The 12,399-nt window shown below is 59.8% G+C and carries 11 protein-coding genes; 7 read left to right on the top strand and 4 right to left on the bottom strand.

All coding sequences use genetic code 11. From position 1 onward, the window contains the following. Window positions 1-2: 2 nt before the first annotated feature. The 5 genes from AC1DRN_RS15700 (at window position 3) to AC1DRN_RS15680 (ending at window position 3,345) form a co-directional block, all read left to right on the top strand. Window positions 3-743: an adenosylcobinamide-GDP ribazoletransferase gene (locus AC1DRN_RS15700; RefSeq protein WP_223463308.1), complete on the top strand. Its 741-nt coding sequence runs from the start codon at window positions 3-5 to the stop codon at window positions 741-743. A gap of 194 nt (window positions 744-937) precedes the next feature. Beyond that, window positions 938-1,342, top strand: coding sequence for a MarR family winged helix-turn-helix transcriptional regulator (locus tag AC1DRN_RS15695; protein ID WP_223463341.1), 405 nt, complete (start codon window positions 938-940; stop codon window positions 1,340-1,342). Between the two features lie 52 nt (window positions 1,343-1,394). Beyond that, a complete protein-coding gene (locus AC1DRN_RS15690; protein WP_223463307.1) occupies window positions 1,395-2,603 on the top strand; it encodes an MFS transporter in 1,209 nt (402 codons plus the stop codon). Beyond that, window positions 2,600-2,722 (top strand): hypothetical protein, encoded by a 123-nt coding sequence (locus AC1DRN_RS15685; RefSeq protein ID WP_263289907.1) that lies wholly within the window; start codon window positions 2,600-2,602, stop codon window positions 2,720-2,722. Before AC1DRN_RS15690 ends, AC1DRN_RS15685 begins: the two co-directional genes overlap by 4 nt. Before the next feature lie 56 nt (window positions 2,723-2,778). Next, a complete protein-coding gene (locus tag AC1DRN_RS15680) occupies window positions 2,779-3,345 on the top strand; it encodes a glutathione peroxidase (protein ID WP_223463306.1) in 567 nt (188 codons plus the stop codon). A gap of 191 nt (window positions 3,346-3,536) precedes the next feature. Here the strand turns inward: AC1DRN_RS15680 and AC1DRN_RS15675 are convergent, their stop codons facing one another. The 3 genes from AC1DRN_RS15675 to AC1DRN_RS15665 all read right to left on the bottom strand — a co-directional run bounded on the left by AC1DRN_RS15675 (window position 3,537) and on the right by AC1DRN_RS15665 (window position 5,937). Continuing rightward, the gene (locus AC1DRN_RS15675; protein ID WP_223463305.1) at window positions 3,537-4,808 is read right to left on the bottom strand and encodes an OmpP1/FadL family transporter; all 1,272 of its coding nucleotides are present in this window, start codon (window positions 4,806-4,808) and stop codon (window positions 3,537-3,539) included. 146 nt (window positions 4,809-4,954) lie between these two features. Continuing rightward, window positions 4,955-5,437, bottom strand: a complete 483-nt coding sequence (locus AC1DRN_RS15670; RefSeq protein ID WP_457266099.1) for a hypothetical protein — start codon at window positions 5,435-5,437, stop codon at window positions 4,955-4,957. A 275-nt stretch (window positions 5,438-5,712) separates the two neighbouring features. After that, window positions 5,713-5,937: a hypothetical protein gene (locus AC1DRN_RS15665; RefSeq protein ID WP_007898912.1), complete on the bottom strand. Its 225-nt coding sequence runs from the start codon at window positions 5,935-5,937 to the stop codon at window positions 5,713-5,715. 1,004 nt (window positions 5,938-6,941) lie between these two features. Between AC1DRN_RS15665 and AC1DRN_RS15660 the strand changes: the two genes are divergently transcribed. Both AC1DRN_RS15660 and AC1DRN_RS15655 read left to right on the top strand, forming a co-directional pair. After that, window positions 6,942-7,265, top strand: coding sequence for an SEL1-like repeat protein (locus tag AC1DRN_RS15660; protein WP_223462150.1), 324 nt, complete (start codon window positions 6,942-6,944; stop codon window positions 7,263-7,265). Between the two features lie 175 nt (window positions 7,266-7,440). After that, the gene (locus AC1DRN_RS15655; protein WP_223462223.1) at window positions 7,441-8,805 is read left to right on the top strand and encodes a DNA recombination protein RmuC; all 1,365 of its coding nucleotides are present in this window, start codon (window positions 7,441-7,443) and stop codon (window positions 8,803-8,805) included. A gap of 54 nt (window positions 8,806-8,859) precedes the next feature. On the opposite strand, the gene AC1DRN_RS15650 is transcribed toward AC1DRN_RS15655, so the two are convergent. Then, window positions 8,860-12,330, bottom strand: a complete 3,471-nt coding sequence (locus AC1DRN_RS15650; protein ID WP_223462151.1) for a hybrid sensor histidine kinase/response regulator — start codon at window positions 12,328-12,330, stop codon at window positions 8,860-8,862. Window positions 12,331-12,399: the final 69 nt, after the last annotated feature.

The raw sequence follows: 12,399 nt of genomic DNA, 5'->3' as shown, positions 1-12,399 counted from the left end.
CCATGCTGCCATTCTGGATCGCCCTGCAATTTCTCAGCAGCCTGCCGATACGCCTGCCCGGCATGCCTGAGCCCCGGGAGCTGGGGCGGTCGCTGCTGTTTTATCCGTTGGTGGGATTGCTGTTTGGCGCGATTCTGTGGGCAGTCAACTGGCTGTTACTGGGCACGCCGATGTTGTTGCACGCGGCGCTGTTGCTGAGCGTTTGGGTGCTGCTCAGTGGCGGATTGCATCTCGATGGCTTGGCGGACAGCGCCGATGCCTGGCTCGGCGGTTTTGGCGACCGTGAGCGTACGCTGACCATCATGAAAGACCCGCGCAGCGGGCCGATCGCCGTGGTGACGCTGGTGCTGGTGTTGTTGCTCAAGTTCACCGCGCTGCTGGCGCTGATCGAACAGCCGCATTCGCTGGCATTGATCATCGTGCCGTTGATCGGTCGCAGCGCATTGCTCGGTTTGTTCCTGACTACGCCCTATGTGCGTGCCGGTGGCCTGGGCCAGGCATTGGCCGACCATCTTCCGCGTTCGGCGGGCAGACAGGTGTTGGCGGTCAGTGCACTGGCCTGTGTGTTGATCGCAGGCGTCAGCGGTGCGCTGGCGGTGGTGTTGGCAGTGCTGGGGTTTGTCTCGCTGCGCCAGGTGATGTTGCGGCGGCTGGGTGGAACGACGGGCGATACGGCAGGTGCAATGCTGGAGTTGCTGGAGGTAGGGGTGTTGGTTGGATTGGCATTAGCCTTAGCGCCGTAGTGGTGAATGTTCCGGCCTCTTCGCGAGCAGGCTCGCTCCCACAGGGTTTCAGTTTTGTTGACACAATAGTGGGCACACCGAAAATCTCTGTGGGAGCGAGCCTGCTCGCGAAAGCGATTTTCGGGACACCGCCTGATCACTGAACAAACTCCATGTCACTTGATTTAACCGACTCGCGGGTATATACACGCACCATGCTCGATTCCCAATGTTTATGCATCAACCTGCGTCGCGCCGCCCGTGGCGTCAGCAGGCATTACGACGGCGCTCTCGACGGCTTCGGGATCAACGTTGCGCAGTATTCTTTGCTGTGCAACCTGCAGCGTCTGGATCACCCGAGCATCTCAACCCTGGCCGAGGCCATGGGCCTGGATCGCAGCACCCTGGGTCGCAATTTACGGGTGCTGGAGGGTGACGGCCTGGTGACGCTGGTCGAGGGCGAGGACATGCGTAACCGCATCGTCCTGTTGACCGAGGCCGGGGCAGAGCGTCTGAAGGCTGCCTTGCCGGCCTGGGAAGCCGCACAGCAGCGTTTGATCGATCGCCTGGGGGCCGAGAAGCGCGAAATCTTACTGAAGCTGCTGGATGAACTGGCATGATGCCGGTTTTTTCGATCTTAAGCGGGTATATACCCGCTACCGGAGAACAACAATGACATCGATGTGGCGTACATGCGGCTGGGTTCTGTTGGGGAGTGCGCTGATCCTTGCGTTGTCTCTGGGGGTTCGACATGGCTTCGGGCTGTTTCTGGCACCGATGAGTGCCGAGTTCGGCTGGGGCCGTGAAGTCTTTGCCTTCGCCATCGCCCTGCAGAACCTGATCTGGGGCCTGGCTCAGCCATTCACCGGCGCGCTGGCCGACCGCTTCGGCGCGGCGAAAGTGGTGCTGATCGGAGGCGTCCTGTACGCGGCCGGGCTGATTTGCATGGGGCTCTCCGACTCGGCGGTGACCTTGTCCCTGAGTGCCGGTCTGCTGATCGGCATCGGACTGTCCGGTACGTCGTTCTCGGTGATTCTGGGTGTAGTCGGCCGCGCGGTGCCGCCGGAAAAACGCAGCATGGGCATGGGGATCGCCAGTGCGGCCGGTTCGTTCGGCCAGTTCGCGATGTTGCCCGGCACCCTCGGTTTGATCGGATGGCTTGGCTGGTCCGCGGCGCTGCTGGTGCTGGGCTTGCTGGTGGCGTTGATCGTGCCGCTGGTGAGTATGCTCAAGGACAAGCCGCTGCCCGTCCTGGGCCACGAACAGACCCTTGGCGAAGCACTGCGCGAAGCCTGCTCCCACTCCGGATTCTGGCTGCTGGCGTTCGGCTTTTTTGTGTGCGGGTTCCAGGTGGTGTTCATCGGTGTGCACTTGCCGGCCTATCTGGTGGATCAGCATCTTCCGGCGACGGTCGGCACCACGGTGCTGGCGCTGATCGGCCTGTTCAACATTTTCGGCACCTACACAGCAGGATGGCTTGGCGGGCGCATGTCCAAGCCGCGTTTGCTCACCGGTTTGTATTTGCTGCGGGCGGTGGTCATTGCGTTGTTCCTGTGGGCGCCGGTGACCACCACCACGGCCTATTTGTTCGGCATGGCCATGGGCTTTTTGTGGCTGTCGACGGTGCCGTTGACCAACGGTACGGTGGCGACCTTGTTTGGCGTGCGAAACCTGTCCATGCTCGGTGGGATTGTTTTCCTGTTTCACCAGCTCGGTTCGTTCCTGGGCGGCTGGCTGGGTGGCGTGGTGTACGACCGTACCGGCAGCTATGACTTGATCTGGCAGGTCGCGATTCTCCTGAGCCTGTTGGCCGCCGCCCTGAACTGGCCGGTGCGTGAACGGCCGGTGGCGCGCCTGCAAACACAAATGAGTGCGATATGAACAGTCTCTGGCCGCGGATCGCTGTAGCCGCCGTATGCGCCTTATTGCTGGCGTTGTCGTGGTGGGGCTGGCATCAGGGCGGGCTGGCGCTTTTGCAGTTGGGCATGGGGACTTGCTAGCGCGATGGCGGGGCGAGTAACGTCTAACCCTGACGATTGCTCAAGGATTTCCCGACATGCTGATGCGCTGGCTGGCAGTTCCCGCATTACTGGTCGCGTTTACCGGGTTGGCTCACGCGGCGGACTGCCCGGATCTTTTGCAAGGCTCGTTGCCCAAGCTGCGTGCCAAGGAATCCATCGATTTGTGCCAGCGCTTCGCTGGTAAGCCGTTGGTGGTGGTCAATACCGCAAGCTTCTGTGGCTTTGCTCCGCAGTTCAAAGGCCTTGAGGCGCTGAACCAGCGCTTCAAGGGTCAAGGGCTGGAGGTGATTGGCGTTCCGTCCAATGACTTCAAGCAGGAGTCGAAGGACGGTGCCGAGACCGCCAAGGTCTGCTACGTCAATTATGGCGTGACCTTCACCATGACCGAGCCGCAAAAGGTTCGCGGCGAAGAGGCGACGCACTTGTTCAAAGTCCTCGCCAGTCAATCCAGCGCGCCGAAGTGGAATTTCTACAAGTATGTGGTGGATCGCCAGGGCAAGGTGATCGCCAACTTCTCCAGCCTGACCAAGCCGGATGATCCCGAATTCATCGCTGCGGTGGAAAAAGCCCTGGCTTCGCCACCGCTCGTGTCGACCCCCTGATGTAGGAGCGAGCCTGCTCGCGATGGACGCGAACGATGACGCGTGCTTTCAGGATGTACGAGACGCCTTGAGGTTTTCGCGAGCATTCGAGCGTCGACCGGTTGTTCCTACAAATGAAAAGCCCCGCTTCCATGAGGAGAGCGGGGCTTTTTTGATTCCGATGGCGAGCGGTTCAGGCTCGCCGGGAATCATCAGAAGCGGTAGGTCGCACCGACACCGAAACCGTTGGCGCTGTTTTCGTACTTGGCGCTGTAACTGTCTACCAGGTTGGAGCGATCCACCTTGACAGCTTCTTCCTTCAGGTAGGAGTAGGCGACGTCGATGGTCAGATCATCGGTGACGTTGTAGCCGGCGCCAAGGCTGAAGATTGTGCGGTCACCTGTAGGAATACGTGGGGATCGGTCGGTATTGTTGGTAGGCGACTGGTCAAAGCTCAGGCCGGTGCGCAATACCCACTGCTTATTCAGCTGGTAGGAGGTACCGATGGCGTAGGCCCAGGTATTGTGCCAGTTCTGCTCTTCCGTAATGGTGCCGAACAGGGCCGGAGACAATGCACCGCCTTGTGCCGCCGTTACGCCGTCGTTGTTGACGGTGATGTCTTTCAAACGGCTCCAGCGAGTCCAGGTGGAACCTGCATAAAGGGTCCACGCATCCGTCAGCTGTTGTGTCACGGAGAAGTCGACAGATTCAGGTGTTTCGATTTTCAGCGAAGCATCGTATCGATTGCTTTTCAGGAAGGCGGAAGGTGAATTTGCGCCTGCGCTGATATCGGTATGACCTTCAATCTTGTATTTCACTTTCGAGTGATAGGTCAGGCCGACACGAGTGGTGTCTGTTGCTTGTACCAGGACCCCGAAGTTGTAGCCAAGAGCGACATCATCCCCTTTGATTTTGACGTGGGTATCGCCAAAAAGAGGTACATCCGACTCCAGAGTGCCGCCAATGCGGTTGATGGTCGGGCCGAAACCAATCGATACTTTGTCGTTAAAGGCGTAGCTGACGGTAGGCTGGAAGGTGACAACCTTGACTTCACTCTTGCTGCCGAAACCGGCACCCTGGAAGCCATTTTCATAGTCGGTAATCAGACCAAAAGGTGCGTAGACACCGAGGCCGAATGCCCAGTGATCATCAATCGGCTTGACGTAATAGCCCATCGGAACGGCTGTGAATGGCACCATGTCGCCTTTGTTGGTACCCGGGTGGGCGCCTTGGGCGTCTTTGATATCAGACGAGGCATCGATAGCTGCGATCCCGCCAGTGACTTCCTGGCGCTTGATTCGCGACATGCCGGCAGGGTTGCCAAAAACAGTGCTTGCATCATCGGCAGATGAAGAGCGTCCCGCAAAACCAGTCCCCATTCCACTGATGCTCTGTTCGTTGAGGGCAAAGCCACTCGCGAAGATCTGGGTGGATGCGATGGCAACGGCGAGGCTAATGGTGGTTTTGAGCATTACTTTTTTCATTATTAGAATTCCTGATGATCACCGGGGCGAAAACTACCAACATTTTCGTCCCGGCGCCATAGGCTGTATCGCTTGATTTAGAGCGGTTTTGTAGGACAATCCGACCAAAATCGCGGCATGTTTCGCGATCTTTGGATCCAAGTGTGTCAGCAGGCGACCTGATTCAGGGGTGAAACACAGGTTTGCCAGGCGCTGGTGAAATCACGCAGACGTCCCTGGGGCTGAAAGGTCTGGCGCCAGATTCTGGCCATACCCAACAAATCATCAGGGGCGGGGAGGGGGGGATTCTGTTCTTCCACCAGCAGCCAGGCGATGGCTGTGGCGTAACGCAGGTTGACGGTCAATTCGAGGTGCGGGCCACTCAGAAACGCATGCTGGCTGGCCAGGCCACGGACCAGGCTTGCACGCTCCGGATCAAGGGCCAGGTAATGGTCCCAAAGGGCCTGGTGGCGGGGCTCGGCAATGCGGTACAGGCCGTGCCCACGGCGGTCATGCAGGGCGGAACCAAGGGCGGACTGGCTGGCGGCAATGCCCAGCAGCAAGGATTCGGCAGTAGCGCTATGGCGTCCGAGGTAGATCAATGTCGGACGAATCACATAACGGCACAGTTCGCTGGCGGCGATACCCATAAAACCCTCGAAACCTGAATTGGACGGCGATACCTGAAAGGGGCCTTGGCAGCTGTGAATCGACTCAGGCTCGCCGCAAGCGGGTCAAGCCGCTTGAGTTGAAGTGTAGTGTCATATTCGCGCTGTAAAGGCCTGTTTTTAAAATATTTCCAGCGAGCAGTTATAACCGTTATATCGGATCGTGCTTAGTCATGGTGCGAGGAAAGGGAAACATTGGGCAATAAAAAGCCCTGCTTTTCKGGCAGGGCTTTCGGGTTTTCAGCCTTTCTGGCGTTTCAGGCAACCAGTGCCTGACGGGTACGCTCGATCACGGCCTGCAGCGGCTCGGCGCTKGAGTATTGATCGGGGTACAGGCGTTCGCTGTGACGGGCGATGCCGTGTTCGTTGACCAGGGTGAAGCTGAAGCAGCCTTTGCGAGCGGCCATGATCAGGCAGTTCATTGGTGCAAAAGCGTTGGTTAGGGTGCGAATGGCATCCTGAGTGTGGATTTGAGTGGACATAATTGGTGTTCCTACAAGCGACACGGATAAGAGCCGTGCAAAGTTAAAACGTTCCAGTGACGACGACCACCATTGGTCGAACGAAGAACCCGACTGGAACAAAGCAGCCAGTTTGAAGCGCTGACAAATTGGCGCGCTTGGGCTGGCAGGTAGGTACTTAGGAGGGCAGGCAACACATCAAGGGCAAAGGTTCTGGGCCCGGGGTGAAGATCCTGATCAATTTGCAGGTTGGTTCGAGCAGAGTAAGCAGGCGGAGCAACACCCTTTGCTTTCGATTCAAAGGTTGTGTCGGCGCAAGATTTACCTGGAAACCATCGAGGTGGTCGATCCCGCTTGCTCGGTGGAGGCTTCCTTTGGGAAGGCTGACCGGGGGATTTGTTCGACCAGAATTGACTTTCAGCTTGGTACTAACGCCGCGGATACTAACGGATTGAACTGGCCAAGGGAAGTGTGTTAGCAAAAAAATTTCCCGGCAGGTGCCCGATCGGGCTGTTTTGCCCTGTAGCCAAGCGTATGAAGCTGCGCTGCCTGCGATTGATATGCCCCGTAGCAGAACAATATCCGACCATCGGTTGTCGAGGTTAGTAGCAACGCAGCTGTCTAAACGCCGGGTTTGCCAAGGCTTATCCCCAGGCATGACCAAAAAACGCTCCGAAAAAGTGCATGGATATAACCGTCGCAAAGGGACTTGTGCACATTAGTTGCGCGGTCTGTCACCCCGCTGTCATCCCATGTTCAAGCGCAATGGCTGCCTGTAACCAAAATTTAAGTCAATGAAAAACATCGCTTTTTTTAACTGGTGAAAAAATCGTCAGTTTGACTGCGAGCCCCATTCCACAGGGCTTTGAGCGGGTTCAGGCGCGGTTGTCCACTGAGTTATCCACAGCTTCTGTGGATTGTCCCGAGCGCTTGCTCTAGGACGGGTGTGCCGGGATATTTTCAGCTTTACCTGTAAGAAAAAGAGAGTAAAGTTGCGCGCCTTCCGATCTGCCCCACAGTGCTTTATGAAGTTTCGCTCAGCGTCTGTTTCCTCTTCCTCCACACAACCCACTATTGCCCCTACCAAGCGCTTTTCCATGCGCGTGGCGGAGTGGCTGTTGGACAGTCCGCATCTGGGCGAAAACCGTAACGTCAAACACATCGCCGGACGGCTGCTCAAGCAGCCGGCCCGTGAAGGCGTGGTGGCTGCACAAAGCCGTCTTGGCCAATTGATGTGCCGGGAATGCGGGAATGCCCGGGACCGCCGGATCGGTCAGGACCTGCTGCGTCAGGCCGCCCGGGCAGGCGATCGCCGCGCTCAACAGGAACTGGGGCTGATCGAAGACTGAGCTGTCCAAGACCAGACGCCTTGGTTAACCTTCAGGTTTTATCCGATTGGCAGGAGTGGCTATGGCAATGGATTTGACCAGCGTATTGCTGGGTCTGGCAGCGGCTGCGTTACCGTTGCTGGTATTGGCCTGGCAACTTCAGCGTCGGGCCAGCACCACGCAGGCAGACGTTGCACTGCTGCAAGAGCGCCTGGCCATGGCGCAACTGGCGCAGGACGGATTGAACGCACAGCTCGAATCCAGCCGCGACGAAATCGCTGACCTGACCCAGGCCAACGCCGCCAAACAGGCGGATCTGGCGGCGCTGCGTCGTGAAGTCGAACTGCTGCAGATCGAGCGCGACGACGCCCGGGACGCCGCCCATGCGTGGAATATCGAGCGTGCCGGCAAGGAAGCCGAATTGCGCCGTCTGGATGCCCAGGCCGCTTCGCTCAACGCCGAATTGCGCGAGCAACAGGACAGTCATCAGCAACGCCTCAACGACCTGCAAGGTTCGCGGGACGAGTTGCGCGCGCAGTTTGCCGAGCTGGCGGGGAAAATTTTCGATGAGCGCGAGCAGCGTTTTGCCGAAACCAGTCAGCAGCGCCTGGGGCAGTTGCTTGATCCGTTGAAAGAGCGCATCCAGTCCTTCGAAAAACGTGTCGAGGAAAGCTATCAGAATGAGGCTCGTGAGCGGTTCTCCCTGGCCAAGGAGCTGGAGCGACTGCAACAGCTGAATTTGCGCCTGAGCGATGAAGCCACCAACCTGACCCGCGCCTTGAAAGGGCAAAAGACCCAGGGCAATTGGGGTGAACTGATTCTTGAGCGCGTGCTCGAGCATGCGGGACTGGAGAAGGGCCGCGAGTACCAGACGCAGGTCAATCTCAAGGGACCGGACGGCGAGCGCTTTCAGCCGGACGTGATCATTTATCTGCCGGGCGACAAGCAGGTGGTGGTCGACTCCAAGGTCAGCCTGACGGCCTATCAGCAATACGTGGCGGCTGAGGACGAGGCCATCGGCCAGATCGCCATCAAGCAGCACGTGCTGTCGTTGCGCAATCACGTCAAAGGCTTGGCCGGCAAGGATTACAAGCGTCTCGATGGCTTGCACAGCCTGGATTTCGTATTGCTCTTCGTACCGATCGAGGCGGCGTTTTCTGCCGCGTTGCAGGCTGAGCCGACGCTGTTTCAGGAGGCATTCGACCGCAACATCGTGATCGTCAGCCCCACCACGTTGCTGGCGACCCTGCGTGTCATCGACAGCCTGTGGAAACAGGAGCGCCAGAGCCAGAATGCCCGGGAGATCGCCGAGCGGGCCGGGTGGCTGTATGACAAGTTCGTACTGTTCATTCAGGATCTGGACGAGGTCGGCAATCGCCTGCAGCAACTGGACAAGGCCTACAGTTCGGCGCGCAACAAGCTGACAGAAGGGCGTGGCAACCTGGTCAGTCGCAGTGAACAACTCAAGCTGCTGGGCGCACGGGCCAGCAAGAGCCTGCCGGCGGACTTGCTGGAGCGGGCGATGACGGATGTCGATGGGTTGGTCGAGTTGCCGGAGTAGCCCCGGGCGACTGCTGATTATTGTGGCGAGGGGGCAAAGTGTTAGCTTGCCTCGTTACAGCGGCAAATACCGACTCAACAACGCCCGCAACGCCGCCGGTTTCACCGGTTTTGCCAGGTAATCCAGCCCCGCGGCATGCACCTGGTCGACCGTCTCCGGCCGGCCATCGGCGCTGATCACCACCCCGGGAACCGGCTCGCCCATTTGCGTGCGCAACCAGGCCATCAAATCGGTTCCGGTCTCGCCATGATCGAGGTGGTAATCCACCAACGCCAATTGCGGGCGCATGCCTTCGCCAAGCAATGCGGCACATTCCTCGCGATTGCGTGCGGTCCAGACCTGGCAACCCCAGCGGCTGAGCAGACTGTTCATGCCGATCAGGATGCTGTCCTCGTTGTCGATGCACAGCACCTGCGCCCCATTGAGCAATTTGCCATTGAGCTCGGCGACTTTGACCGGCGCTGCGGTTTGCGCCCGGGCCAGCGGCACGCTGACGCTGAACACGCTACCGCGTCCCGGCCAGGAGCGTACGCGCAAGGTATGACCGAGCACGCGACATAGCCCGTCGGCAATCGCCAGCCCCAGGCCGAGACCTTTTTCGGCCCGTGTCTGGTGGCTGTCGAGGCGCTTGAACTCTTCGAAAATCACCTGCTGTTTGTCTTCCGGAATGCCCGGTCCACGGTCCCAGACTTCCAGGCTCAATCCTTCCTTGTGCCGACGAACCCCCAACAACACCGGCCCTTTGCCGTAGCGGAAAGCGTTGGTCAGGAAGTTCTGCAAAATCCGTCGCAGCAATTTGATGTCGCTGTCGACCCGCAGCGCACTGCCGCGAACGCGGAACTCCAGTTTTTGTTCGCGCGCCAGCGCCTTGAACTCGGTACCAAGGGTATCGAACAGTTCGTTGAGTGCGAATGGCTGGCGATTCGGATTGATCTTGCCGTTCTCCAGGCGGGAAATGTCCAGCAGGTCGCTGATCAAGTCCTCGGCCGAGCGCAGTGAGCTGTCCAGGTGCTCGACCAGTTTCTGCGCCTCGCCCGACAAACCATCTTCCTGATGGGAGAGGGCGGCGGAGAACAGCCGCGCCGCATTCAGCGGCTGCATCAGGTCATGGCTGACAGCCGCGAGGAAACGGGTCTTCGACTGGTTGGCCGCCTCGGCGGTGCCTTTGGCTTCGGTCAGGGCAACGTTGAGCTGCGACAATTCGTGGGTGCGTTCGGTGACCCGTTGCTCCAGGCCTTCGTTGGCTTCGGTCAGCGCCTGCTCGGCTTCGCGGAACGCGGTGATGTCGGTGAAGCTCATGACGAAGCCGCCGCCCGGCATCGGGTTGCCGATCAGCTCGATCACCCGGCCGTTGGGGAACAGTCGTTCGGAAGTATGTGCGCGGCCCTGACGCATCCAGTGCAGGCGACGGGCGACATGCACTTCGGCCTCGCCGGGTCCGCACAATCCACGCTCGGCATTGTGACGGATGATGTCGGCAATCGGCCGGCCGACTCTGATCAGGCCATCCGGGTAGTTGAACAAATCCAGATAGCGACGGTTCCAGGCCACCAGTTTCAGCGACTGGTCGACCACGCTGATGCCCTGGGTGATGTTTTCGATGGCGCCTTGCAGCAAGGCACGGTTGAATTGCAGCACCTCCGAGGCTTCGTCGGCGATGCGCACGACGTCCTCCAGTTGCATCTCCCGGCCTTCAATGGCCGCCTTTACCACCGCGCGGGTCGAGGAGGCTCCGAGCACACCGGCCAGCAAGCGTTCGGTGTGGGCGATCCATTCACTGTCGGCGTTCTGGTTCGGGTTGAAACCTTTGCCCTGGCGATAGGCAAAACGGATGAAGCTTTGCCGGGCGCGTTCTTCGCCGACGAAGCGCGCCGCCAATTGCAGCAAGTCGTCGATCTGCACCGCCAGCATCGAGCGTGCGCTGGGGCGGGTACTGATTTCCTGGCCGATGAAGCGGCCCGCCTGCCAATGCTCGGAAACCCGGGTACGGGACAACACCGAGACCCAGGCGAACAGTGTGAAGTTGCCTGCCAGCGACAGCACCACGCCTTGGGTCAACGGAGTGATCGGCAGGTTCAGTGGATTGCTGTGCAACCAGGCCAGGCCCGGGAAGGTGCTCAAGGACAGGCCGAGGCTGAGGGCGGCAATCGGCAGGATCAAGGTGTAGAACCAAAGGAAGGTGCCTGCGGCGAGGCCGGCGAAAACGCCGCGGCGGTTGGCCTGTTTCCAGTACAGCGCACCGAGCATGGCGGGGGCCAGTTGGGTCACGGCGGCGAAGGCGATCTGGCCGATGGTCGCCAGGCTGGCGGTCGAGCCCAGCAGGCGATAACTGACGTAGGCCAGCAGCAGAATGACCACGATGCTGACACGTCGCACCGACAGCATCCACTGGCGGAACACTTCGAACGGGCGCTCGGCGTTGTTGCGCCGCAGCAGCCACGGCAACAGCATGTCGTTGGACACCATGGTCGACAGCGCCACGCTGGCCACGATCACCATGCCGGTGGCCGCCGATGCGCCACCGATAAATGCCAACAGGGCCAGCGCCGGGTGCGCCTGGGCCAGGGGCAGGCTGATGACGAACGAGTCTGGCAACACCGAGCTGGGCAGCAGCATCTGGCCGGCCAGTGCGATCGGCACGACAAACAATGCCGCGAGGGCGAGGTAGGCCGGGAATACCCACTTGGCCAGGCGCAGATCCTGGGGCTCGATGTTCTCGACAACGGTCACGTGAAACTGCCGCGGCAGGCAAATGATCGCCATCATCGCCACACCGGTCTGCACCACCATCGACGGCCAGTTGATGGTTTCCTTCCAGTACTGTTCCAGCCGCGGCGCAAGCATGGCCTGGTCGAACAGGTCGTCGAAACCGTCGTACAGGCCGTAGGTCACGAAGGCGCCGACGGCGAGAAACGCGAATAATTTCACCAATGACTCGAAGGCAATGGCCAGCACCATGCCGCGGTGGTGCTCCGTGGCGTCGAGGTTGCGGGTACCGAAGACGATGGTGAACAGCGCCAGCACGAGCGACACGATCAGCGCGGTGTCCTGGGCACGGGTGCCCATGGCGTCGGCGCCGGCACCGATCAGCAGGTTCACGCCGAGCACGATGCCTTTGAGCTGCAGCGCGATGTAGGGCAGCACACCGACCATGCAAATCAGCGCCACTACCACCGCCAGCGACTGGGATTTGCCATAGCGCGCGGCGATGAAGTCGGCGATCGAGGTGATGTTCTCCTGCTTGCTGATCATCACCATTTTTTGCAGGACCCACGGCGCCCCGACCAGCAACAGGATCGGCCCCAGGTAGATCGGCAGGAACGACCAGAGTTGTTCGGCGGCCTGGCCCACGGAGCCAAAGAAAGTCCAGCTGGTGCAATAGACCGCCAGCGACAGACTGTACACCCAGGCACGCACTCGCGGCGGCAAGGGCGCGCTGCGACGGTCGCCATAGAAGGCGATGGCGAACATGATGGCCATATAGGCCAGGGCGACGGCGGCGATCAGCCCGGTGGACAGCGACATGGGGGCTCCAGACAAAAGACATCCGGGACTTGCGCCCGGACAGACAGTCTCGCACGACCGCCAGCGTTA

The sequence above is a fragment of the Pseudomonas sp. P5_B3 genome (assembly GCF_056400405.1).
The sequence above is the reverse complement of the archived record's forward strand: the minus strand, read 5'-3'. Positions and strand labels throughout refer to the sequence as shown.